The organism is Empedobacter sp. UBA5036, assembly GCF_002415215.1.
Classification (GTDB): Bacteria; Bacteroidota; Bacteroidia; order Flavobacteriales; family Weeksellaceae; genus Empedobacter; species Empedobacter falsenii_B.
On record NZ_DICC01000040.1, the window covers coordinates 21,907 to 47,212 of the forward strand.

The 25,306-nt window shown below is 31.5% G+C and carries 26 protein-coding genes, 1 tRNA gene and 1 riboswitch; of the genes, 18 read left to right on the forward strand and 9 right to left on the reverse strand.

Going from position 1 to position 25,306, the window contains the following annotated elements; genetic code table 11:
• The first annotated feature begins 208 nt into the window (after positions 1-208).
• From B4J88_RS07065 to B4J88_RS07105, 9 genes are all read left to right on the forward strand, one after another.
• Positions 209-2,719, forward strand: a complete 2,511-nt coding sequence (locus B4J88_RS07065) for a TonB-dependent receptor (protein ID WP_291067014.1) — start codon at positions 209-211, stop codon at positions 2,717-2,719.
• 82 nt (positions 2,720-2,801) lie between these two features.
• Positions 2,802-3,758 carry a S66 peptidase family protein gene (locus B4J88_RS07070; protein WP_291067016.1) on the forward strand — a complete coding sequence of 319 codons (957 nt, stop codon included), beginning with the start codon at positions 2,802-2,804 and terminating at the stop codon, positions 3,756-3,758.
• Positions 3,745-4,380 (forward strand): uracil phosphoribosyltransferase, encoded by a 636-nt coding sequence (gene upp / locus B4J88_RS07075; RefSeq protein ID WP_291067017.1) that lies wholly within the window; start codon positions 3,745-3,747, stop codon positions 4,378-4,380. The genes B4J88_RS07070 and upp overlap by 14 nt, the downstream gene beginning before the upstream one ends.
• A 10-nt stretch (positions 4,381-4,390) precedes the next feature.
• Positions 4,391-4,756: a YraN family protein gene (locus B4J88_RS07080; RefSeq protein WP_291067019.1), complete on the forward strand. Its 366-nt coding sequence runs from the start codon at positions 4,391-4,393 to the stop codon at positions 4,754-4,756.
• Between the two features lie 9 nt (positions 4,757-4,765).
• The gene (locus B4J88_RS07085) at positions 4,766-5,437 is read left to right on the forward strand and encodes a DedA family protein (RefSeq protein ID WP_291067020.1); all 672 of its coding nucleotides are present in this window, start codon (positions 4,766-4,768) and stop codon (positions 5,435-5,437) included.
• A gap of 49 nt (positions 5,438-5,486) precedes the next feature.
• On the forward strand, positions 5,487-6,125 hold the full coding sequence (locus B4J88_RS07090; RefSeq protein ID WP_291067021.1) for a VTT domain-containing protein: 639 nt from the start codon (positions 5,487-5,489) through the stop codon (positions 6,123-6,125).
• Positions 6,126-6,128: 3 nt separating this feature from the next.
• Positions 6,129-6,731, forward strand: a complete 603-nt coding sequence (locus B4J88_RS07095; RefSeq protein ID WP_125349578.1) for a hypothetical protein — start codon at positions 6,129-6,131, stop codon at positions 6,729-6,731.
• A gap of 48 nt (positions 6,732-6,779) precedes the next feature.
• On the forward strand, positions 6,780-7,301 hold the full coding sequence (locus B4J88_RS07100; protein WP_286495691.1) for a DUF4833 domain-containing protein: 522 nt from the start codon (positions 6,780-6,782) through the stop codon (positions 7,299-7,301).
• A 46-nt stretch (positions 7,302-7,347) separates the two neighbouring features.
• Positions 7,348-8,472 carry a GNAT family N-acetyltransferase gene (locus B4J88_RS07105; RefSeq protein ID WP_291047809.1) on the forward strand — a complete coding sequence of 375 codons (1,125 nt, stop codon included), beginning with the start codon at positions 7,348-7,350 and terminating at the stop codon, positions 8,470-8,472.
• Positions 8,473-8,885: 413 nt separating this feature from the next.
• Here the strand turns inward: B4J88_RS07105 and B4J88_RS07110 are convergent.
• Positions 8,886-8,967, reverse strand: a tRNA-Leu gene (locus tag B4J88_RS07110).
• Between the two features lie 117 nt (positions 8,968-9,084).
• Between B4J88_RS07110 and B4J88_RS07115 the strand changes: the two genes are divergently transcribed.
• A complete protein-coding gene (locus B4J88_RS07115; RefSeq protein WP_019976879.1) occupies positions 9,085-9,456 on the forward strand; it encodes a DUF3127 domain-containing protein in 372 nt (123 codons plus the stop codon).
• Between the two features lie 82 nt (positions 9,457-9,538).
• Positions 9,539-10,171, forward strand: a complete 633-nt coding sequence (gene aat, locus B4J88_RS07120) for a leucyl/phenylalanyl-tRNA--protein transferase (RefSeq protein WP_291067022.1) — start codon at positions 9,539-9,541, stop codon at positions 10,169-10,171.
• Between the two features lie 7 nt (positions 10,172-10,178).
• Here the strand turns inward: aat and B4J88_RS07125 are convergent, their stop codons facing one another.
• The 4 genes from B4J88_RS07125 to B4J88_RS07140 form a co-directional block, all read right to left on the reverse strand.
• Positions 10,179-10,772 carry a hypothetical protein gene (locus tag B4J88_RS07125; protein ID WP_280050732.1) on the reverse strand — a complete coding sequence of 198 codons (594 nt, stop codon included), beginning with the start codon at positions 10,770-10,772 and terminating at the stop codon, positions 10,179-10,181.
• A 17-nt stretch (positions 10,773-10,789) separates the two neighbouring features.
• A complete protein-coding gene (locus B4J88_RS07130; protein ID WP_286486551.1) occupies positions 10,790-11,560 on the reverse strand; it encodes a DUF3108 domain-containing protein in 771 nt (256 codons plus the stop codon).
• Positions 11,561-11,669: 109 nt separating this feature from the next.
• Positions 11,670-11,960 carry a NifU family protein gene (locus tag B4J88_RS07135; protein WP_114998704.1) on the reverse strand — a complete coding sequence of 97 codons (291 nt, stop codon included), beginning with the start codon at positions 11,958-11,960 and terminating at the stop codon, positions 11,670-11,672.
• Between the two features lie 14 nt (positions 11,961-11,974).
• Positions 11,975-13,075, reverse strand: a complete 1,101-nt coding sequence (locus B4J88_RS07140; RefSeq protein ID WP_114998705.1) for an Mrp/NBP35 family ATP-binding protein — start codon at positions 13,073-13,075, stop codon at positions 11,975-11,977.
• A 134-nt stretch (positions 13,076-13,209) separates the two neighbouring features.
• Here B4J88_RS07140 and B4J88_RS07145 point away from each other — a divergent pair, with 134 nt between their 5' ends.
• Together B4J88_RS07145 and B4J88_RS07150 are read left to right on the forward strand one after the other, a co-directional pair.
• On the forward strand, positions 13,210-13,671 hold the full coding sequence (locus tag B4J88_RS07145) for a DinB family protein (protein WP_038336414.1): 462 nt from the start codon (positions 13,210-13,212) through the stop codon (positions 13,669-13,671).
• Positions 13,672-13,703: 32 nt separating this feature from the next.
• A complete protein-coding gene (locus tag B4J88_RS07150) occupies positions 13,704-14,201 on the forward strand; it encodes a GNAT family N-acetyltransferase (RefSeq protein WP_291067026.1) in 498 nt (165 codons plus the stop codon).
• 52 nt (positions 14,202-14,253) lie between these two features.
• Here the strand turns inward: B4J88_RS07150 and B4J88_RS07155 are convergent, their stop codons facing one another.
• Together B4J88_RS07155 and B4J88_RS07160 are read right to left on the reverse strand one after the other, a co-directional pair.
• Complete coding sequence (locus tag B4J88_RS07155) at positions 14,254-15,087, reverse strand: alpha/beta hydrolase (protein ID WP_291067028.1); 834 nt, start codon at positions 15,085-15,087, stop codon at positions 14,254-14,256.
• Between the two features lie 112 nt (positions 15,088-15,199).
• On the reverse strand, positions 15,200-15,772 hold the full coding sequence (locus B4J88_RS07160; RefSeq protein ID WP_038336407.1) for a nitroreductase family protein: 573 nt from the start codon (positions 15,770-15,772) through the stop codon (positions 15,200-15,202).
• 72 nt (positions 15,773-15,844) lie between these two features.
• On the opposite strand from B4J88_RS07160, the gene B4J88_RS07165 reads away from it, so the two are divergent.
• The 5 genes from B4J88_RS07165 to B4J88_RS07185 all read left to right on the forward strand — a co-directional run bounded on the left by B4J88_RS07165 (position 15,845) and on the right by B4J88_RS07185 (position 22,123).
• Entirely contained in the window at positions 15,845-16,606 is a 762-nt protein-coding gene (locus B4J88_RS07165) for a hypothetical protein (protein ID WP_038336406.1), read from the forward strand.
• Positions 16,607-16,621: 15 nt separating this feature from the next.
• Complete coding sequence (locus B4J88_RS07170; protein ID WP_291067032.1) at positions 16,622-17,581, forward strand: aminodeoxychorismate synthase component I; 960 nt, start codon at positions 16,622-16,624, stop codon at positions 17,579-17,581.
• A complete protein-coding gene (locus B4J88_RS07175; RefSeq protein ID WP_114998715.1) occupies positions 17,565-18,164 on the forward strand; it encodes an aminotransferase class IV in 600 nt (199 codons plus the stop codon). Before B4J88_RS07170 ends, B4J88_RS07175 begins: the two co-directional genes overlap by 17 nt.
• Before the next feature lie 58 nt (positions 18,165-18,222).
• Positions 18,223-18,326: riboswitch (SAM riboswitch) on the forward strand.
• Between the two features lie 53 nt (positions 18,327-18,379).
• Positions 18,380-20,767: a TonB-dependent receptor plug domain-containing protein gene (locus tag B4J88_RS07180; protein ID WP_291067034.1), complete on the forward strand. Its 2,388-nt coding sequence runs from the start codon at positions 18,380-18,382 to the stop codon at positions 20,765-20,767.
• 69 nt (positions 20,768-20,836) lie between these two features.
• Complete coding sequence (locus tag B4J88_RS07185; RefSeq protein ID WP_291067036.1) at positions 20,837-22,123, forward strand: APC family permease; 1,287 nt, start codon at positions 20,837-20,839, stop codon at positions 22,121-22,123.
• 38 nt (positions 22,124-22,161) lie between these two features.
• Here B4J88_RS07185 and B4J88_RS07190 read toward each other — a convergent pair whose 3' ends face one another.
• Both B4J88_RS07190 and gshB read right to left on the reverse strand, forming a co-directional pair.
• On the reverse strand, positions 22,162-24,168 hold the full coding sequence (locus B4J88_RS07190) for a flavohemoglobin expression-modulating QEGLA motif protein (protein ID WP_291067038.1): 2,007 nt from the start codon (positions 24,166-24,168) through the stop codon (positions 22,162-22,164).
• Positions 24,165-25,145 carry a glutathione synthase gene (gene gshB / locus B4J88_RS07195; RefSeq protein ID WP_291067040.1) on the reverse strand — a complete coding sequence of 327 codons (981 nt, stop codon included), beginning with the start codon at positions 25,143-25,145 and terminating at the stop codon, positions 24,165-24,167. The genes B4J88_RS07190 and gshB overlap by 4 nt, the downstream gene beginning before the upstream one ends.
• Positions 25,146-25,306: the final 161 nt, after the last annotated feature.

A 25,306-nucleotide genomic window follows, 5' to 3' on the forward strand; every position in this document is an offset into this window, starting at 1 on the left:
GTCTTTGATAAATAATTAAAATGTTTATTTTTTAGTAATTTTATTTTAATTATATTTTCATATTCATAAAATATTAAGAAAAATATTGTAATTATTTAAAATTATTTTTTTTAGTAATAATTATTCTTAATTAACATAACGTTTGTAGTCGTTTTAACATATATACACCTCAACTTTGCAGCGGTAAACATTTAAACTATTTCATAAGATGAGGTTAAACTCAGTAAAGCTTTTATTAGTAGGAGCTTTTGCCTTAACGGCATCATTATCTTTCGCACAAGTTGTTGAACCAACAGATTCTACAAAGGTTGAACAAGACGAAAATGTATCTTTAAGTGAAACATTAATCATTGGTAAAGGTGTAATCGACGTTACAGAAAATCGTAAAACACCAGTTGCTTCTACAGTTATTACAAGGGAGCAAATTTTGGATAAAGGTGTAGGAAATGTTGAATTTCCAGAATTATTAAAAAATTCGCCATCTATTTATATTGCAGACCAAGCTTCAGGTTTTGGAGATGCAAAAATGTATATGCGTGGTTTTGATCAATCAAATACTGCTTTCTTATTGAATGGTCAACCAATGAACGGAATGGATAACGGAAGTGTATATTGGTCTAACTGGCAATCAGTTTCTGATATTGCAACTGTAATTGATGCACAAAGAGGTTTAGGATCATCTAAGTTAGCAATTTCTTCTATTGGAGGAACTGTAAATATAGTAACAAAAGCAACAGATAAAAAAGAAGGAGGATTTGTACGTTATTTCGCAGGAAATGATTCTTACCAAAAACAAACTGTAGGATATAATACAGGTATGAAAGGCAAATGGGGAGCTTCTTTTGTTTTTGATAATTGGTCAGCTCACAGAAGTTTTGCTCGTGGTACAGAAGGTAAAGGACAATCTTACTTTGTTTCTGTTGGATTTAAACCAAATGATCGTCATACATTCAACTTAATGATTTTTGGTGCACCACAACAACACGATCAGAATTACTCTAAACCAATGGTGTCTGAACGTGATAAAAATGGTGTTGTAACAAAACCAGGTTATGATATTACTGGAAGAAAAGGTAATTCTAATTATGGTTTTTACAATGGAGAGGCAATGTCTGCACGTACAAATTATTATCATAAACCAGTTGCTAATTTAAACTGGGATTTTACGATTAATGAAAACTTATCGTTATCTACAGTAGTTTACGCTTCAACAGGTACTGGTGGAAGTGTAGGTAATGCTGGTAACGGAATTGGTTATACTCCAGGAGGTGGTTACACAAATAATGGAGAGATTAATTGGGGAAATATTTATGCAAATAACGCAACGTTAAAAAATGGTATTTCTGATGGGTATAGAAATGGTACAGTATTAGCTTCTTCAGTTAATAATCATTTCTGGTATGGAGCGGTATCTAATCTTACGTTTGATACAAAGAAAGGTTTAACGTTTAATGTAGGTACAGATATTCGTTTTTATACAGGAGAGCATTATCAACAATTAAATAATTTATTAGGCGCTAGAGCTCGTACTGATGTAAGAAATGTTAATGTTAGTAGACCAGCAGGATACGAAGTTACAAAAACATTCAGTGCAAGTCCTTGGAATGCATTGTTTAATAAAGCTAAACATTCAGAAAGAATAGGTTTTGATAATTCAGAGCGTATTAATTATCAAGGATTTTTTGGACAAGCTGAATATTCTAACGAAAGATTTTCTGCTTTCTTCCAAGGAGCATTATCTTGGCAAGAGTATGAGAAATATGATAACTGGAACTATACTGCAGAAACAGCAGCTGCACAAGGAATCAAATTTAAAAATGGTAAAGCTTACTCAGGGGAGCGTACTAAAATTGGATATAACTTAAAAGCTGGAGCTTCTTTCAATATAGATAGTGAAAATAGTATTTTTGCTAATGTTGGGAAATATTCTCGTCAACCATATTTAAATAATATTTTTGTTCGTAATACTGTAAATTATGTAGAAGACTTACCAGTTAACAACGAAATTTTACAAAGTATTGAAGCTGGTTACCGTTATAAATCTCGTACATTAAGAGTAAATCTTAATGCTTATTATACAGAATGGGATAATAGATCGATGACTTATTCTGGTCAAGATTTTGTCGATGCTAATGGAGATAACCATGCTAACGTTCGTTTCATTGCAACAAACTTATCTGAAGTTCACAAAGGTTTAGAGGCAGATTTTGAAGCAAAAATATCTCATGCTTGGACTGTAACAGGTTATACATCTTATGGTGACTGGAAATACACTGGAGCTTATAATTTCCAAGTTCAAGATACAGATACACAAGCATTAGTTCCTGGTTATGAAAACAGAAAAGAATCATTAGATGCTTATGTTGGTAATGCAGCACAATTTACGTTTGGTATGGGAACTAGAGTAAATATTACTCGTGCTTGGTCTTTTGATACAAACTTTAACTATTTTGCTCGTGTTTTTGAAAATGTTGATTTAATTGATGCTGCTAAAGCTTCAATTGCTGGAAAAACTTATGTTAATGTTCCTATCGATCCATACGCAACGGTAGATTTAGGAATGTCTTATAAATTTAAAATTACAAACAGTCAATCACTTAAATTTAGAGGAAATATCAACAATTTATTCAATGATCAATACATTTCTCGTAAAGACAACTACGGTTACTTCTGGGGGAATGGAAGAACTTGGAATGCAAGTGTAACTTATAATTTCTAAGATAAATTTTATAAATAATAAATAGGCGAACTTTTATAGTTCGTCTTTTTTTTTGTGTTTACCTTTGATGAAAATTTGTAAAATGATTCAGCCTGATTTTTTAAAAGAAGGGGATAAAATAGCAATAGTAGCTCCTGCAAAGCGAATGCTCAAAGGAGAATTAGAAGAAACAATTGAGCTCATAAAATCTTGGAAATTAGTTCCAATTTTAGGGAAAAATATTTATGCCGAATATGATTTTGGTTATCGATATGCAGGCACAGATGAAATGAGAACAGAAGATTTTCAGTGGGCGTTGGATGATTTTGAAATTAAAGCGATTTGGTGTGCTAGAGGAGGTTATGGTTCTGTGAAAATTATTGATGAATTAGATTTAACAAATTTCAAAAAATCACCAAAATGGATAATTGGTTATTCTGATATCACTGTTTTTCACAATCATTTTAATCGATTAGGTTTTCAAACAATACACGGTGTTACAGCAAAGAAATTAGCAAATACCGAATATCATCCAACATCTTATCAAAGTGTTTATGAAGCATTGTTTGGACATGAAATTAATTACGAAATTCAATCACATACTTATAATAATTTAGGCGAAGCAAAAGGAGAATTAATTGGCGGAAATCTTTCGATTGTGTATTCACTTTTGGGGAGCGAATCTGCGATTACAAATCCTTCGGATAAGATTTTATTTTTAGAAGATTGGTTCGAGAATTGGTATGCTGTTGATCGAATGTTGATGAATCTTAAACGCAACGGAATTCTTATTCATGTAAAAGGAATTATTTTAGGAAACTTTACGCACATGGATACGGAAGAAGAAAATGCTGATAACTACAATCATCCATTCGATCCAAAAACGTATGAAGTCATTCATAGTTTTACAAAAAAAATAAATATTCCAGTAGCTTTCGGATTTCCTGCAGGGCATACAGGTCACAATGTTGCGCTAAAAATGGGTGCAAAAGTTCAGCTAAATGTTACTTCAAATAATGTAACTTTGCATCATTATACAAACATATATGAAACAAGATAATTTAACAGTCATTTCTCACCCGTTGGTAAAAGCAAAAATTACGCAAATGCGTGATAAAAACACAACAACGAAAGAATTTGGTGAATTAGTAGACGAAATTTCAGGTTTGATGTGTTACGAAATTACACGTAACATCGAGCTTGAAGAAGTAGAAGTTGAAACGCCAATTACCAAAACAATCGGTTACAAATTAAAAGGAAATGATATGACTATCGTTCCAATTTTACGTGCAGGATTGGGAATGGTAAAAGGAATTCATCAATTAATTCCTACCGCTAAAGTTGGTCATATTGGGCTTTACCGCGATCATGATACATTACAACCAGTTGAATATTTGTGTAAACTCCCAACTGATTTAGATTCTCGGGATGTAATTTTGGTTGATCCAATGTTAGCAACAGGAGGTTCTGCAATCAAAGCAATTGAAATTCTAAAAGAAAAAGGAGCGAAATCTGTTCGTTTGGCTTGTTTAGTAGGTTGTCCAGAAGGAGTGGAAGCGGTACAAAATGTTTATCCAGAAGTTCCAATTTTCTTGGCTGCTTTGGATGAAAAATTGAATGAATATGGATATATCGTTCCAGGTTTAGGTGATGCTGGAGATCGTTTGTACGGGACAAAATAATTTTTTTTGAATGAGTATTAGTTACGATTTCGGGAAAGAAGCAGAAGATTTTGCCGTTAATTATTTAATCCAAAATGGATACAAAATATTGGCTCGAAATTATTTTTACAGAAAAGCCGAAATCGATATTATTGCTCAATTTGAAAATGAGATTGTTATTATAGAGGTTAAGAGTCGTACTTCAAATTATGTTGCGGAGCCAGAAAGTTCTGTTAACACAAAGAAGAAGAAATTGTTAATTCTTGCCGCAGATGATTTTATTCAGAAAAATAATTTTATTTCTGAGGTAAGATTTGATATTTTAGCACTTTTAAAAAAACAACAATCTTGGAGCGTAAATCATATCAAAAATGCATTTAATGCTTCGGAAATTTAATCAACTTTTATGGAAGTATTTATGAGTCTTTTTGACTTTATTATGCATATCGACCAACATTTAGCAGAGTTTGCAAATGAATATGGTTTGTGGTTGTATGCAATTTTATTTTTAATCATTTTCGTGGAAACAGGTGTAGTTGTGATGCCTTTTTTACCTGGAGATTCATTGTTGTTTGCGGCAGGGATGTTAGCTGCACAAGAAACAAATGATATGAATGTGTGGATTATGATTGCAATTCTTTTGGTGGCCGCGATACTCGGTGATACATTGAATTATACCATCGGAAAGAAAGTTGGTTACAAAGCAACTAAGGTTAAGATTTTTGGTAAAAATTTCATCCAAGAAGAACATATCAATAAAACGCACGAATTCTACGAAAAATACGGTTCAAAAACCATTGTAATTGCACGTTTTGTACCAATTGTAAGAACTTTAGCGCCTTTCGTTGCAGGAATAGGACGAATGGGATATTCTATTTTCATTACATATAACGTAATTGGAGCTGTGTTATGGGTTGTTGGTTTAACACTTATTGGATACTTTTTAGGAAATATAGAATGGATTCAAAATAATTTTTCTAAAGTAATTTTAGGAATAACAATCGTTTCAATACTTCCAATTTTTGTAGAAATTATCAAAGAAAAGTTTGGCAAAAAAAAGATTGTTGAACAAGAATAACAATAAAAACTTAACTCGACTTCGGTCGAGTTTTTTATACCTTTAAATCATGGAAATTTTAGATTATATTCTACATATCGATAAATATTTAGAAACCATTTTGAATGATTATCAACATTGGTTTTACTTGATTTTATTTCTCTTAATCTTTATCGAAACAGGTTTGGTTGTCATGCCTTTTTTACCTGGCGATTCGCTTTTATTTGCAGCAGGGATGTTAGCTGCGGCTTTTCCAGCTCAACTCAATATTTATATCGTATTAGGTTTACTTTGGATCGCGGCAATTGCAGGCGACACAGTCAATTATACGATTGGGAAAACCTTAGGAACGAAATTAGTCACAGCTAAAATTTTCGGTAAACGAATTATTAAAGATTCTGCGATACTAAAGACCGAAGATTTCTTTACAAAATATGGTTCAAAAACCATTGTAATTGCACGTTTTGTTCCGATTGTAAGAACGCTTGCACCTTTCGTTGCAGGGATTTCTAAAATGCATTATGTCACATTTATCAAATATAATTTTATCGGAGGAACAATTTGGGTTTTCGGGATTACATTGGCTGGATATTTTCTAGGAACAATTCCATTTATCAAAAACAATTTCGAAATTGTTGTCATGGCAATTATTGTCTTTTCTTTGGTTCCAATTATTGTAGAATTCGTCAAAGAGAAAATAAAAAAATAAAAAATGAGTACAGAAAATTCGATTTTCATCATCTTACTTTTGTGGATAATCTTTTTACCAATTATTTTATTTATCATTGAGTCTCAAAAAGAATATAAACACGAAAATGATGAAGTTATTCGCGTCAAAATTGGTTTTTTAAGCTATATTTCAGTTTTTAATATGATTCTTTTTGCAATTCTTTGTCTTACTTTTTTATTTATAGCTTATCAATTATTGTTTGTGACAGATTTCATTTTAACTAACATAATTATTGGAATGATTTTTTTGATACTATTCTTTTTTTTTACCATTCCAGTTGTCAATACTTACAATCATCTCTTAAAGGAATCTAAGCGCGAAATTTATTTTTTCAGGAATAAAAAGGCTTTGTTAGTTGTAGAAAAAGAAACAGAAATTACTATTGATTTAGAAGATGAAATGATTGAAATCAATCACGAAGTTTCTAATAAAAGTTCTAAATATCAAACTGGTCATGGTAAATATAATTTTATTCAGAATGATGAAATTATTCCAATTTCAGATTTAATCAAATTTCCGCAAGATTTTCTTGATCAAAATAATATTGAACAAGTTAAAGTTTCGAAACTTTTTATTTGGATTTAGATAATCATTCAAATAATTCCTATCTTCTATTTTTAAAAATATCAATCAATGAAAAACCTATTAATTATTTGTTCTATCCTTTTTTCTTTTGTTGTAAATGCACAACAAGGTTATCCTGTTCCTCCAAAATCAGAAAATAGATTATTTTACATTCAACACAACGACAATAAAAATACGTTTGTTTACGATGCACTTTTTTCGAGCAAAGGAATTTTAGATGCTAACAATCCAGTTGATATTTATCGCATTCTTTATGCTGAAGATGGTTCAAAAAAGCCCTTGACTTCTATACAAAAGAAATTGGCATATGGTTTAGATATTAAGAAAATTGAAAAGAATGTTTTTCAGTTGACATTGGTTTCTTATCCAACTCAAAAATTAACGCTTAAGCTTGATTCTCAAAAAAATCCAATTGTTCAAACAACTGTTAATAACAAGTTGATAACACTGAATCGTGTTTTCTTAAAACAGAAGAAAGGAACGGCTGGAATCTCCGTAAAGCTTGATTATATTTTATTTTACGGAAAAGATAAAAACGGAAAATCTGTAGAAGAGAAAATTGTTCTCTAAAAAAATCTCCCTAAATTAGAATCTGTAAGACGCAATTTAATAGCATATGATCGAAGTAAGAGAGGTGAATACGCCAAGTGAAATGAAGAAATTTGTCGATTTACCTTTTGAAGTGTATAAAGATAATCCGTATTGGGTGCCTTCTTTAAAGAAAGATGAACTCGCAAGTTTTGATAAAAATAATGCAATTTTTGAGACGGTTGAAGCTAACTATTTTTTAGCTTACAAAGGAAAAGAAGTCGTTGGACGAATTGTTTCGATTATTAATTGGACCGAAGTAAAAGAACTTGGAAAGACTAAAATTCGGTTTGGTTGGTTAGTTTTTAAAGATGATATCAACATTTTAAAAGCTTTATTAACAACTGTTGAAAACATTGCTAAAAATAATAAACTGAGTTATATAGAAGGTCCGATGGGATTTTCGAATATGGATAAAGCTGGATTATTAACAGAAGGATTTGATAAAGTTGCCACTTTGATCGGTTTATATAATTACGAATATTATCCAATATATTTGCAAGAATTAGGTTATCAACCAAAAGCCGAGTGGTTAGAATATTCTATTGATATTGCCAATTTGGGCAAGGTAAAGCAAATGGATAAATTGTGTGAAATGCTCAAAAAACGTTACGAAATAGATACGTATAAATTTGATACAATTGACGAAATGTTACCTTACGTAGATGAGATGTTCGATTTGTTGAATGTGACGTATGCAGAATTGCAAAGTTTTGTTCCGATAGAAAAATTTCAGGTTGAGCATTACAAAAAGAAATATCTAAAATTTCTTCATCCCGATTTTATTTCATGTGTAAAAGATAAAAACAACAAAATGATTGCTTTTGCGATTACGATGCCTTCATTTTCAAAAGCTTTCCAGAAAACGAAAGGAAAATTGTTCCCATTTGGTTGGTGGCATTTGATGCAAGCGCAAAAAAAGAACGATCATGTCGAATTTTATTTGATTGGAATTCATCCTCATTATCAAAATAAAGGTGTTAACGCCTTGATTTTTAAAGAGCTTTATGATCGATTTATAGCGAGAGGAATTAAAACTTTAGAGACCAATCCTTTGCTAGAGGAGAATACAAAAGTGCAACAATTATGGAAAAACTTTGATCCGGTTATCCATAAACGTAGAAAAACATTTTATAAAGATATAGAAGCATAAAAAAATGGTTAGAATCTAAATTCTAACCATTTTCTATATCAATTAAGGTTGTGGCTGATAATTTTTCGCATTATCTTCAGCATCATCATCAAACTAATCTCCAAATTTTTGCTTAACAGATTCTTTGATTTGATTCTATTTTTCTTCTAAATAATTATAAATTAATGTTTAAAAAAATGAAGAATAATTTCCTTAGAAAACTGCGAAGTAAATCAAAATAATGATGATAATTACAACCACTATAAATTCAAAAATGGGGATAGTTCTCCCTCCAGATTTCAAATTTCTTTTTCTTTTCGAATACATACCAAACAACTTGTAACCAAATAATTATCTAAATTTATAAAAAATATTATAAAGTAATAAGTCATAAAAAAAAGACTTTGAAATATTTTTCAAAGTCTTTGCTGTTGTACGGGCGGGGAGACTCGAACTCCCACACCTTGCGGCACTAGATCCTAAGTCTAGCGTGTCTACCAATTCCACCACGCCCGCTAAAATCTCACCGATTTGGATTGCAAATATACACAAGTTTTCTTTCTAACAAAATTTCGAAATAAAATTTTTTTAATCTTTTTTTACATTCTAAATTTGTACAAAGCTTTTACAAAAATGGAAATTACAGGAAGAATTAAGAAAGTATTTGAAACTCAAAATATTACTGCAAGTTTCAAGAAAAGAGAATTTGTTGTTACAACGCAAGAACAATATCCACAAGATATTTTAATTGAGCTTACACAAGATAAGACTGATGTGTTGAATGCTTACAAACCTGGTGATGAAGTGAAAGTTTCTATCAATATTCGTGGTCGTGAGTGGATTAATCCAGAAGGAGTAGCAAGATATTTTAATACAATCCAAGCGTGGAGAATTGAGAATATGGCGAATGCAGCTGCACAAGCACCTCAAGGTTACGATAATTTTGCACCAGCGCCTCCAGTTGATACTTTTTCTAATGGAGATGATGATGATTTACCATTCTAAGTAAAAAAACATCAATTAATACTAAACGTGTTCTTTATTGGACACGTTTTTTTAATTTTATATAAATTATACACAAAACGATATGTATTGGTTAAGTTCTGATTTAATCTTTCCTGATTACGATGAAGTGAATAGCGAGGGAATTATAGCTGTTGGAGGAGATCTTTCGCCAGAACGCCTAATTTTGGCTTATCAGAAAGGAATTTTTCCTTGGTTTAATGAAGAAGATCCAATTATTTGGTGGTTTCCACAAGATCGATTTGTTTTATTTCCAGAAAATTTACATGTTTCGAAATCGATGAAGAAAGTTTTTCGAGATCAAATATTTACGTATTCAGAAAATAAAGCGTTTCGAGAAGTGATTACAAATTGTTCGCAAGCGTATAGAAAAGATCAGGACGGAACGTGGATTACAAATGATATGATCGAAGCATATTGTACGTTACATGAAATGGGAATCGCTAAAAGTATTGAAGTTTGGCAAAACGACGAATTGGTTGGTGGTTTTTATGGAATTGATATGGGCGATGTTTTTTGTGGAGAAAGTATGTTTGCGAAAGTGAGCAATGCTTCCAAAGCTGGTTTTATACAATTTGTTGCAAAATACCACAAGAAATATAAATTGATCGATTGTCAGGTTTATACCGAACATTTAGCGAGTTTGGGTGCAATGGAAATTCCGAGTGATGTTTTTTTGGTATATTTGGAGAAATAAAATTTTACTAATTATCAAGTAAATCGATTCCATTACTCCAAATAATTTTATGCTTGCTTTTATCTTTAATATTTAAGTCATAATCAAACATTTTTAGTTTTGGATTATAAATATCATCGATAATAATTAAACCTATTTTTGTAAGTTTTACTTCATTGTCAAAATTATCATCACCATATTGAAACTTTAAATCTTTTCGTAAAGTTCCTTTTAATGTAATTTTTGAATTAGGTGCAATCTTGAAAAGTTGAGGCGAATTTTTATCACATCCTTGATTATAAAATTGAATATAATTATTATTAATTTCGAAATTTTGATCCCAAGAACAATTCATCATCCATAGATATATCTCTTTTTTTTCGGTATTTTGGATATCTATTTTCACTTCATAATCATTTACAATGACAGAATCTGATGAAATAATTAAGTCATCATCTTTTATCTGATCTAATATCCAACCATAAGAATGCTTATTCAATTTTGTTGAAGATTTTTTTTCAAGTTGAAGATTTATTGTAATTGGAGATTTTTCAGTTTTGAAAATTTTTAAAGCTCCAATCGTAATGAATGCTATGACTAAAAGAATTAATACATTCTTCATGCTAATGATCAAGAATATTACTTCGTAAAAGTAATTGGATATTTTAGATTGCTATACTCGTTAAGATCTGCATTTAACGATCCAACTAATAACCCAGCTTTTATTTTTAGCGGAACTAAGTTATCATCGTCAGAAATCCACATTGTAACCGATTCTGATTCTTTGAAAACACGACCAGATTGTACGTACGGACGAATTTTGATTGCTGCAATTTTTCCGAATTTTGTTTTTAAGGTTTCACGTCCCAAAACTTTCAATCGAAATTTAAGCGTTTCATCACCAAGAAAAATATTTTCGTTCAAATAATCTCCAGTTTTAAGAGTAGCATGATTAGCATTACGTAAGCTGTAAAAAGCAGAAAGTAAATCTTGCGCATCATACGGAATCGTTTCTGTCGTTACTTTTCCATCTCGTTTATTTTCAACTTTTGCTTTTCTATTGGCATGATCAAAATAATAGATTTGATGACGTTTGTAACTTCCTTCTACAATATTTCGAACAAATTTTGTTGGTTTCAAATCTGTTTTGTCAATATACGATTCGTAATTATCATCTACCTTAAAAAAAGCACGCACAGCACCGGTAGAAGTTCCTTTTCCTACGATATGAAAATGACTTTTTCCGTTCAATGTAGCTTCTTTTACATCAATTGAAGCGAAGCCTGCATTCAATCCAGAATAATGAACTCTAAACTTTAGATTTTCGCCAACTTTGTAGTTGTTTTGAGCATTTAAAGGCAATGCAAATGAAAGGATAATAAAAGTAAAAAATAAAATATATTTTTTCATTTTGAATTTTTCGTTTTGTGGTTAAGATTCAAATTGTTTGCCAAAAATAATAAAACGCCTTTATAAATTGATATAAAGGCGTTTTAATTTATGAGAATCTAATGATATTCTAATTTTCTTCTTTTAGGGAAGATATTTGATCTGCTTCAGTTGAAGTTTCAAAATCTGAAACATTGATAACCGAAACGATTTCTGGAACATATTTTTTGATGGTCATTTCAACACCTGACTTTAAGGTCATTTGGTTGACAGAACATGCTATACATGCACCTGTAAGGCGAACTTTTACAATATTATCTTCTACAGATACTAATTCGATATCGCCTCCATCTGAATTTAAGAATGGTCTAATTTCAGTTAAGGCCTTTTCAACTTCTGAATATTTTTCTTCTGGAGTCATGATCTTTTACTTTTTTAATTTTTTGCCGAACAACCTGCCATCGTTGTAATACGGACAGCTTCTGTTGGAGGCAAAGTATTGTTACGTTCTACTAAACTTTGTACTGCGTTACGTGCAATTTCTTTGTAAACATTAGCTACAACAGTATCTTCTTGCATTGCAGCTGGACGACCAACGTCAGCAGCTTCGCGAATAGATTGTACAATTGGAATTTCGCCTAAGAAAGGAACGCCAATTTGTTCTGCTAAGTTCTTTGCACCATTTTGTCCAAAGATATAATATTTGTTGTTAGGTAATTCTTCTGGTGTAAAATACGCCATATTTTCTACAATTCCTAAAACTGGAACATTAATCGCTTCCATTTGGAACATTCCAACTCCTTTTTTTGCATCTGCTAATGCAATATTTTGAGGCGTAGAAACCACAACTGCTCCTGTAATTGGAACTTGTTGTACGATAGATAAATGAATGTCACCTGTTCCTGGAGGTAAATCGATTAATAAGAAATCTAATTCTCCCCAATGTGCATCACGAATCATTTGATTCAATGCTTTTGCAGCCATCGGTCCTCTCCAAACAATTGCTTGATCTGTATCAGCAAAGAATCCAATTGATAATAACTTGATTCCGTAAGCTTCTACTGGTTTTATTTTCGTTTTTCCATTAACTTCTACGGAATATGGACGAGCATCTTGACAATCGAACATAATTGGCATAGAAGGTCCGTAGATATCAGCATCTAATAAACCAACTTTGAATCCCATGTTTGCTAAACTAATTGCTAAGTTTGATGAAACAGTAGATTTACCAACACCACCTTTTCCTGATGCTACAGCGATAATATTTTTAACACCTGGCAATTCTGAACCTTTGATTTCGTTCGGATTTTTTTCTTCAACTTCAACAGAAATGTTAAGTTTAAGATTTGACTCAGGTAAATTTTCTTTAAATGCATTTTTCAACGCAATTTCCAAACGCTTGCGTTCGTGCATTGCAGGCGAAGGAGAAACAATATCCAAAATAATATCATTTCCCATCACTTGAGCGTTACGCATCCAATTGCGAATACCCAATTCTTCTAATACTTGATATATTTGATCTCTTGTGTAAGCCATCTTTTAAATTTAATGAGACAAAATTACGAAGAATCAAAGACTTTAAATAATCTAAAAACGTGATTTTAATTGTTTTGCTTTATAATTTGATAAATAGACTTAATTTGATGTATATTTAAACTTTAAATCTGACTATGGAAGAGCATATTATTTATCTGACGAATATAAGAAAACAGATTATTGATGAGCTTGAACAACACTCTCTGAAACAACTACTTTATATACCTGTTGGCTATAAAAACAATTTGTTTTGGAATGCTGCTCATGTTTTGGCAACACAGCAATTGATCCATTATTATTTAACCGATAATAGGATGTTGGTCGATATTCAGTTTATCCAGAAGTATAAAAAAGGAACAATTGGAAATACGGAAGTAACAGAAGAGGATGTGACAGAATTGAAGGAAATGTTGGAAAGTACACCAATGCAGATGTTCAAGGATTATCGTTCGGAAAAACTATCGTATTATCGATCATATAAAACAAGTTTTGGTATGACGTTAGAATCGATTGAAGATGCAATTTTGTACAACAATATTCACGAAGCAATGCATTTGGGCTATATGATGGCGATGAAAAAGAATATTCCTTTTTAAAATCAAACGCAGAATAAAATTTAAAAATTTAGATGTTAACATACAGAGATGCTAAACGAAGCGATTTAGAAAAAATAACAGAAATTTATAATTCGACAATAGCTTCTCGATTAGTAACTGCCGATACAGAACAAGTTTCAGTTGAAAGTAAAGTAAAATGGTTCGAAGAACATTCACCTGAAAAAAGACCACTTTGGGTTGTAGAAAATGAATCGAAAGACATTGTAGGTTGGGTAAGTTTTCAATCTTTTTATGGAAGACCAGCTTATGATGCAACTGTAGAAATTAGCATTTATTTAGATGCTACGCAACGTGGAAAAGGTTTAGGAAAACAAGTGTTGGAATATAGCATTACGAAAGCGCCAGAATTTGGAATCAAAACGATTTTAGGTTTTATTTTTTCTCATAACGAACCGAGCTTGAAATTATTCAAACATTTTGGTTTCGAAGAATGGGGAAACTATCCCAATATTGCAACTTTAGACGGAATAGAAAGAAGTTTAACTATTTTAGGAAAACGAATCGCATAAAAAAACCCTCACTTCATTTGAAGTGAGGGTTTTTTGGTTTATTAGATAAATTTTATTTACCAATACTCCAAATCAGTGCTTTTTCTTTAGTTGCTCTGTAAATTGTAGCATGTTCTTCTTTCGGTTCTGGAGAATAATTCCATTGTAGATTTGGAAGTTTTTCTTGTGTTAAAATATTCTTTAAATCATCTGTATAAGGCAAAATATCACTTGCTCCAGATCCTGCAAACCATAACTTTTTTGGAGTTGGAGGAAATTTAGCTAAATCATCTTTTGCATTCAATAACATTTTATGATCGTTCCACCAAAGCGAAGGATCAATTGCAATATAATAATCAAACATTTCGGGTTGTTTCAGAAAAGTTTCTATAATAAATAATCCAGCCAACGATTCACCAATAATTCCTTTATTATTTTTAGTGCGATACTTTTTCGTGATTTCAGGAAATAATTCATCCTTGATAAAACTTCTAAATTCATTCGAACCACCCACAATATCGGCTATTTTTTTATCTTCTTCGTTTTCGGTTGGCGGACTCAAATCTTTGCGACGTTGTATATTTTCTATTCCAACCAAAATAACTGGTTTTATTTTTTTCGAAATAATCAAACTGTCCAATGTGTTTGCAATATGTGGAAAATCCTCTTTTGTTCCGCCATCTGGCATATACAAAACGGATAATGAATCCTGAGAAGTCGAATATTCTTTTGGAACCCAAACATTAATAATTCGCTTTTCATTCAGAATTTTAGAATCAATTGTAAATGTTTCATGTTTCGGAATTGGATCATTGTAAACAACGGGATCAGAGTTTTTGCAAGATGTCAAAAAACTAATAGAGATAATAATTAATAAATAGTTAAAAATCGATTTCATGTATTTCATATTAAAGTATTTAGTCAAATATACAAAAATCATAAAGAGTTGATTTTCTATTTAATAAAAAAGACCACTAAAAAATTAGCAGTCTTTCTCAAATTATATTTTCAGAAGATTTTTAATAATCTAAAAATCTCACTTTATCTTCGATTGGTTGACGAACAGCTTCTGGAGAATCTCCTTCAATTTTTCCCATATAGAAAACACCAACACATTTTTCGCCTTCTTCCATAGTTGTAAACTCATCAACATTGGCGATAATATTTGCTGGAGAAGACCAATATGCACCAATGTTTAGCGCACTTGCCATTAACCACATATTTTGAACAGCCATAGAAGTTGCAGCTAATTCTTCCCATTCAGGATTTTTTTCTGTGTTGATAAAATTGATTAAAACAATTTTATTCGACTTATCACATTTCTCAATTAATGCATTTATTTTGCGATCACTCAACTGATCTGTTGGCGTTCCTTGTACATAAACACGCTTTACATATTCGCGGAAACGGTCTTTTGCAGGCCCTTCTAAAACGACAAAACGCCAAGGTTCTGTTTTTTTATGAGATGGTGCCCAATTTGCTGCCTCAAAAATTTGATTCAATTCTTCGCGCGTAATTTCTTCTTGATTATATTGCGGAGGAAATATAGAGCGTCTATTTTTTATGATTGATAATAAATCGTTTGCATTCATGTTGTAACAATTATTAATTTTATTCTACTAATCAAGCAAATTTACATTAATTTCAATTAAACCAACGTTAAGATGAAAACATTAGATTACAACAAAATTGAGTATTACAAAAACAATAAATTTCAATTTGATATCGGGAAATATTTCAATCAATCATTAGAACTTTTCCAAAACAATTGGCAACCATTTGTTATTTATGCTCTTGTCGCAGCTATTATTTATATGTTTACTTCGTTCACTGTAATCGGATTGTTTTTTGTGATGTATCCACTGATAATGGGATTTATGATTGGTGCAGAACGTGCAGAAAACAAAATGTCATTAGAGTTAGGTGACTTTTTTGGAGGTTTCAAAAATATAGGCAACTATTTCCTTTTAACACTTATCGTTATGGGTGTTTCGCTTGTTGTTTTGTCGCCTTATATTATTTTTTCTTTTTTACCACTTATGTTTAATGATCCCGAAAACGTAAATCCAGCATTAATGATTGGTTCATCGCTTTTTGGTATGTTATACATCTTAGTGGCGATGGTATTTTTATTGTTTCTACAAGCATGTATTTATCTGGCTCCGTATCTTATTCATTACGGAAACATGAGCGCTATTGACGCAATGAAAACGTCTTATGCAATTGTGAAAAAGAATTTTTGGTGGATGGTTTTAATGGCGATTGTAGTTAGTCTGGTTGCTTCAATTGGTGCTATTGCTTGTTATGTAGGTGCTCTTGCAACGTATCCATTTGCTTATATTATGGTATATTTTATGTTAAAAGATATGATTTTGACAGATGATGAAAAAACAGAAATTGATCTACTTGGTACAAATCAAGAATAATATTAATTTTATCGAATGTTAGCAAAGCATTCGATTTTTACGAAAATGAATGAATTGGGAGCTGCAAAAGTTCCCTTTTTTTTTATGATCGATTTTTTGAAAGAAAATGGAGAAGTAATTCCGTTGAAGGAATTACCTGATGAGATAAAATTTGAAGTAGATTCAACAAAAAAAGAATTTTTTCAGAAAGATTTTAAATTCAATAAATTCCCGATTTCTTTTGACGAATATTTGCCAAAATTCAATTATGTTCACGATAATCTTTTGTTTGGAAATTCATATTTAACGAATTTAACGCTTCCAACAAAAATTGAAACAGATTTGACTTTAGATGAAGTTTTTCAGTTTTCTGAAGCAAAATATAAATTGAAATATAAAAACGAATTTGTTTGTTTTTCTCCCGAACGTTTTGTGAAAATTGAAGATCAAAAAATCTTTTCAAATCCAATGAAAGGAACCATTGATGCCTCGATTCTAAATGCGAAGCAACTTATTTTGAATGATGAAAAAGAAGCTGCCGAACATGCAACAATTGTCGATTTAATCAGAAATGATTTGAGTCTTGTTTCCGAAAATGTTGAGGTGATAAATTATCGCTACATGGATGAGGTGAAGACAAATGATGCAACACTTTTGCAAGTAAGTTCTGAGATAAAAGGCGATTTGAATGATGATTATTACCAAAACTTAGGAACGATTTTCGATCAACTTTTACCTGCTGGTTCTATTTGTGGTGCTCCAAAAAAGAAAACCATCGAAATTATTTTAGAAGCAGAAAAGTATCATCGAAATTTTTATACAGGTGTTTTCGGTATTTTTGATGGCGAAAATCTTGATAGTGCTGTGATGATTCGTTTCATTGAAAATATTCAAGGTGAATTATTTTTCAAGAGTGGAGGAGGAATAACAGCAAAAAGTAAGGCAAAAGCAGAGTACGAAGAATTAATACAAAAAGTGTATGTTCCAATTTATTGAATCGATTTGTTGTGTAAACAAACAACTTCGAAATTTAGAATTTCATCAAGCGAGATTTGATCGAACAAGAAATGATAATTTTACTGAAATCAATCCGATTTTATTGGACGAAATTATTAAGTTTCCGACAGATTTAACGGACGAAAAATATAAAGTTAGAATTGTTTATGATCGTGAAATTCAATCGGTAGAATTTCAATCGTATCAAATCAAACCCATTGAAAGTATTCAACTTTTTGAGATCGAAAATAAAATTGATTATTCCTACAAATATTTAGATCGTTGGTTTTTTGATGAATATTTAAAAGAGTCAAAAACAGATGATTTGGTCTTGGTAAAATCAAATTATATTACAGATTGTATTTATTCGAATATTGTTTTTTTTGACGGTTCTCAATGGATCACGCCACGAACTTTTCTGTTGAAAGGGACAATGCGAGAAGCTTTGTTACAATCAGGCGAAATCATTCAGAAAAATATAAAAGTTTCAGATTTAGTTAATTTTAAATCATTCAAACGAATCAATGCGATGATGAATTTAGACGAAAGCCAAGAATTGGATATTTCGTTGTTAATTCAATAACTCTATGAAATTGATAGAGTATTGTTTGCGTTTTCATTTTTTAACATTACCTTTGCATAACTTATCAAGAAAGGTGGAGGGATTGGCCCTGTGAAACCTTAGCAACCAGATGACTTATAATCTAAGGTGCTAAATCCAACCTATTAGAGGGAAAGATGAGTAAAAGTATTTCACTTTTATCTGTTGGTTTCTTGAAAGTTTTATGATAATTAAAAATGAAAAGAAACAAATTTTTACTTGCTTCATTCGCATTTATTTGCGCATCTACACTTTTTGCTCAAGAAGTTGAAAAGGAGGAAACAAATCTTAACGAAGTTATTTTAATCGGTGGTCGTACATCAGAAAGAACGGTGGTTAATTCGTCAGTTCCTGTCGATATTATCGATGTTGAGAAATTGAAAACGTCTTCTCCTCAATTGAGTGTGAATGATATTTTGAATGTGGTTATTCCTTCTTTTAATTCTGTTCGTCAATCATCTGCCGATGGAACTGAGCATATCGATCCTGTGACATTGCGTGGAATGGGACCAGATCAGGTTTTAGTTTTGATTAATGGAAAACGACGTCACACAACTTCGTTGGTGAATTACCAAAATACAGTTGGAAATGGTTCTGTAGGAACAGATTTAGGCGCAATTCCGATTTCAGCAATTGATAAAATTGAAGTTTTACGTGATGGTGCGGCTGCGCAATATGGTTCTGATGCAATTGCGGGAGTTGTAAATATTGTTTTGAAATCTAAACCAGGTGGTGATGCATCTTTGACGTATGGTCAGACTTCTCGAAATGATGGTGAAACGTATAATTTTAACGGAAGTTATGGAACGAAATTAGGACAATCAGGTTCAATTGTTTTTTCGGCTGTTGTAAGTGAACGTAAAAAAACAAATCGCTCGAAAGATCATAATTTAGATATTTTTGGAGATAATTTCGCGTACGATTTTGCAGATGATCCAGATGTAGCAAGAGCTGTGGATGACGCTAAAATTGCTGCTTTAGGGCTTTCGAGAAAAGATTTTAGATTTCAAATTGGAGATGCGGCAATCAAGAATCAACAATTTTTTGTAAATGCTGAAACGGCGATTAATGATCGATTAGATTTTTATTCATTTGGAGGAGTTTCGTTGCGCCAAGGTAATGGATTTGGTTTTAGAAGATTGCCAAGTGAATTGTCTGAAGATGCGTTAAAAATTTATCCAAATGGTTTTCAAGCAACGTTAAAATCTAATGTAAATGATTATTCAAATTCTACAGGATTACGTTATTCATATGATGGATGGAGAGTTGACTTGAGCAATACTTTTGGATTAAATTCATTCAAGTATGATTTAGAAAATTCAATTAATCAATCATTAGGCTTAAATTCTCCAACCGATTTTTACGCTGGGAAACATCAATTTTTACAAAATACAGTCAATTTAGATTTTTCGAAACGAATCAATCAAAATGTTAGTTTAGCGTTTGGAGGAGAATATCGTTTTGAACAATATAAAATTGAAGCTGGAGATGAAGCGTCTTATTCAGGTTCTGGATCTGAATCTTTTGTAGGGTTTTCTCCATTGAATGTTGTAAAAGGTGATCGTCACTCAGTTGCGGCTTATGTAGATGGAGAATTGAAATTTGGAGATTTTACAGCTGATTTAGCTGGACGATTCGAAAATTACTCAGATTTTGGAAGTACAATCAACGGAAAATTAGCGATGCGATATGAATACGCAAAAGGATATTCGGTTCGTGGAGCGATTTCGACAGGATTTAGAGCACCTTCTTTACAACAAAAATATTTCAGTAATTCGTATACCGATTTATTCTTGAATGATAATGGTGATCAAGTTTTGGTAACAAAAGGAATTATTCGAAATGAGTCTGAATTGTCGAAAGAAATTGGTTTGGATAAATTAAAAGAAGAAAAATCAATCAATGCAAGTTTAGGTTTAACATTTCGTCCGACTTCAAAATTATTTATCACATTGGATGGATATTTTATAAAAGTTGATGACCGAATTGTCTTGACTTCTGATATCACAGATCCTGCTTTAGAAAAATATAATGTTGCGACAGCACGTATTTTTACGAATGCAATTGATACTGAAACCAAAGGTTTGGATTTAGTAATTTCCTATGATACTCGTTTAGGTCGAGGAAAATTGAATGCAAGTTTATCAGGAAATATCAATGAAACAAAGATTGTCGGTTATCATTTTCCAACCGCTTTGACAATTCCAACAGATGAATTTTTTGGTCCTGATCAAGTCAATATTATCGAATCATTAAGTCCAAAAACAAAAGCAACTTTAGGATTGAATTATGCAATTTCTGGATTCAATTTTATGGTGCGTAACACGTATTTCGGAAAAGTGACAAAAGATGGATATCCTTGGGGAAGTATCCAAGAACACACGGGAAAAGTGGTGACAGATGCATCGATTGGTTATGATATCACAAAGAATTTCAACTTTACAATTGGTGCAAATAATTTGTTTGATGTTTTCCCAGACAAACAAGTTTACGAAAATTCTTATTATGGAGTTTTTCCGTATGCACCGGTTCAAATGGGGATGACAGGAGCGTATTATTTTGCGCGTGCAAGTTTTAAATTTTAATCAATAATAAAATATTCTAAGTGTCAATTTTAATGTAAATTCAAACATTCAATTGGCATTTTTTTGTGTATGGCGCATTCAAAAATTGGTTGGAAAACCGCAGCAGCTTTAGTGATTTCGAATATGATCGGAACAGGTGTTTTTACCAGTTTGGGATATCAAATTTCTGATCTAAAAAATACAACTTCTATCTTATTATTGTGGTTAATAGGAGGGTTTTTAGCGTTGATTGGAGCATTTATTTATTCGGAATTAGCTTCAAAATTTAAACAATCAGGAGGAGATTATATATATTTATCTCGGACATTTCATCCCGTTTTTGGTTATTTATCAAGTTGGATTTCTTTGTTTGTAGGCTTCTCTGCTCCAATTTCTTTAGCGGCTTTGGCAATGGGAAAATACCTCAATGTTTTTGGGTTGAATTTAGGAAAAGAATTTGCAATAGCCATGATTTTAATTGTCGCTGTTTTTCAATCATTCAGCCTAAATTTGAGTAGTAAATTTCAGAATATTTTTACTGTTCTTAAAGTTGTATTTATCATCGTTTTAATTGCTTTAGGTTTTTATTTTGCTCCAGCAGTTGAACCAAATGCGGTACTTTTTGATTCGACTTGGAAAAATGAATTGTTACTTCCAGCATTTGCGACTTCTTTGGTTTATGTCACTTTCGCATATACAGGTTGGAATTCGGCTTCATATATCGTAGAAGAAATTGAACAACCAAAACGAAACTTACCAAAAGCATTATTTATAGGCGTTATTTTTGTCACGATTTCTTATGTTTTGCTAAATTATGTTTTCTTGAAACATGCATCATCAGTAGCTTTGGCTGGACAAGAAAATGTTGCAAATATTTCGTTTGGTAATCTACTTGGAAATAATGTAAAATGGGTGAGTTGCTTTATTGCTTTGCAATTGATTGCGACGATTAGCGGTTATTTGTGGATTGGTTCTCGTTTGACACAAGCCACCGCGCGCGAAAATAAATTGTGGAATTTTATGGCAAAAGAGAATAAAAATAGAATTCCGGTTCGTGCAATTTGGGTGCATACAACAATTAGTATTTTGCTTATTTTTTCAGGAGATTTTGAAGTAATTTTTACCTATACATCGTTTGTTTTACAAATATTAGCAACATTAGCAGTTTGTACAGCTTTCTTTATCAAACAAGATCAATTAACTATTATCAAAAGTAAATTCTTTTATATCTTGCCTGCTATATTTTTAGCATTTAGTTTATATATCTGTTATTTCGTTTTGATGCAAAAACCAAAAGAAAGTTTATTTGGTTTAGGTATTATTGCATTAGGAATTGTATTATTCTATTTTGATAAAAGAATTGAGAAAGAGAATTAATCACAAAACCCACTCAAATTTGAGTGGGTTTTTATTTTTTAATCTTTTATTCCGTTAAAAATATATTGTAAAATAGGGTTGATTTCTGGATTTTCAAGATGTTTTTTGAAAATTTTGGTATGATATTTTGGTTTATTAATCATTTTACGTTCAACTAATTCGTCAATTGTATCAATGTATTCAACTGAAGTTTTTCCAATCAATAAATTATCCAAAGAACGTCCTTGATCGACATAATTCAAAATCGTTTTCAAACCTTTCAAGTAAAGTGCATCTTTTGTAAAACCACCACCACGATAAACGCGAGTTGTCAGATAAAATGCGTCTTCTGGTTGCATTTTGTATTCTTCCATCAAAACCATAAACGTTTCATTGAACGATTTTCCGCTTGTTAACATATGAACTGCCATAACGCGTAAACCAAGTTCTCTTAATCGGCTATGATTAATAGAATCAGAATAATATTCACTTAAAATTGCTAAACCTTCTTGAGTTAATGTATTTACAGGTAAACCAATACTAAAGATTTTTAATGGTTGATCCAACGCATTCATGGTTGTCACCATGTGAACTCCAATTTCGTGCTCAATTAAACCATTTGTAAAACGTTTGTCAAACTTAACGCCACGTTTAATCACAACTTTTCTCTTGCTATTGATTACAAGTGCTTTTGATGCGATATCATCCGAAACTTCGATGTCAAATTTGAAACCATAATCATTTGTAGCATTTCTAAAAAGATTAACCACTTCTTCCTCTGTATAATTTCCTTGTTTATCCATTCTAAATTCAGGACAATAAAGGATAAAGTTCGCATTTTCGATATCTTTTTTGGATGGTTCGCCAAAGTAACGCAACGAATTGTATAAGAATTTATCCGTACCAAGATTGGCTAATAAATCGACCTTATCAAAATAAGCGTTAATCGTATTAACATACATATTTTGAATACTAATATCATTGATTTTTTCGACTTTAATATTCGATAATTTTCGTTTAAATTCGAATGGATCAATGTTAAGCGGATTGTATTTAAATTGTGGTTCGTATGTATATTTTGAAGCTAAAAATTTCTTCTTTTCAAATTCTAAATTGATCGGATTGATAACACTTAACAATTCAAAATTCTGAACCAATTGATACAATTGTTTATCAATTTTAACCAAGTCAGATTCTAATTCATTGTGCAAAATATTTACTTGCTTAGAACCTACTTTGTACGTCGTTTCTGTTTTTACAAACTCATAAGCATGGTTAAGAATTGCCGATTTGAAACCTTCTTTTATTTGGTTAATAATCTCCGGAAAAGATTCTCCAGTTAATTCATCACAATAAATTTTCGAAACTTCTGTCGCTAAAACCAACGTATTTTTGAATCGATTTGTAACAAATTCTAACAAATATCCTCGTCCATAAAATACATCGTTAATCGCCGAATAATTGTGAATATTTTCTAACTCAATATTTGCCAATTCATCGCGCCAACTTTCTACATAATTTCCGTAACGTTCGTTATCAACTCGTTCCGCACCAATGTTGAACACAGGAACCGGACGATCCCAGCGTTTCCAATTGTACGAATGAATATCATAAACCAAGCATGACTTAAATTTAGTTTCAAGCTTGTTGATTAAAGCTTCTAAAACTTCATAAAAAGCGTGATGTTTTGCAATACTTTTTTGTTTTTGAGAAACCGACAAAGGCTCTTTCCAAACCTGTTTTCCCCAAGCTTCTTCGTACACAGCAGTTTCTGGACCACGATTTAGATCGTATTCAAATCGAGAATCACATCCTTGAATAAGAACAGGAAAAGTTTCGATAAACTCAGCAGTATGTGGATCTTCTTCATACCAACGCTCATAATTACTCAATAAACATTTTTCGCGAATATCGTCACGCATTTGTCCACCATCGTGAATAGCTGCACAAACGTAAGGAATGTATTCGTCAATTTTTATTTTGAATGATTCGTCTTCTGCATAAGCTTCAAATACAATTTCGTTCTCAATATTATCTAAAATTTGCTGTATACTTAAGGTTTTCATGCTTTAAATTCTTTATATCTCTCCAATAACATCGAAACAATTTGTTTTTGTATCTCCGTGTTATTGTTTACATTATTGTGAGGAACAATTCCTCCGGGACTTACGACATTCAATTCAACCATTTTACCGTTAATCAAATCAATTCCGCAAAAATAGATTCCATCTTCATTTAATTGTTTTCCTATTTTACGGCATAAATCTAACTCATGTTCACTCATTTCGTGTCTAATCGCAGAACCACCAGCCGAAATATTAGAACGGTGGTCACCTTCTGCAGGAACACGCATAATTGCACCAATCGGTTCACCATTAATCACAATAGCGCGAACATCACCTTTTTCTGCACCTTCTATATAATTTTGACAAATAATAGGCTGAGAATATCCGGTATGATTGATATAAAAATCGCAAATCGAGCTTAAGTTACCAATATTTTTTCGTTCGAAAAGTATAACACCTTTACCACCCATTCCGTCTAAAGGTTTGATGATAAATTTCTCGAAATTATTTTCTTCTACAAACGATTTTATCAAATCAATATCTTTTGTAATAAGTGTTTGAGGAACAATTGTTTCTAGACCATCATCAAAAGATGCGGCGTATATTTTATTATTTGCTTTACGTAATCCCGAAATTTTATTCACGAAGAAAACTTTATCTTCGATTAATTCTAACATATTCAACAAAAGCGGATCAATTGGTGGATCGGCTCTCATAAAAATTATATCAAATTCGGTCAAATCTTTTATACTACTTTCAAATTTCATGGTGTGATAAAACTCAACACAATCATTTGTTTCTGTAGTTATCATCTTTTTGCAGTTTCCTACAACTTTGCCTTTGGCAATAGAGATATCTTTTTTTGTTAAATAGGATACTTCAAATCCACGATCTACGCATTCTTTAATAATTCGCATAGTGGTGTCTTTTCCTGGTTCAACCTTGTCCCAAGGATACATTACGAAGCATATTTTCATATAAATAAAAAGGGTATTAAAATCAATGCAATAATAACTAAAAGTTTGATACAAAAAATGATCTATAAAAAATTATAGAATATTTATTTTTATTCTATGAAAGATATTGATTTCTAATGATTAATAAAAGAAAATGGTGATTGATTTTTTAATTTCAATCA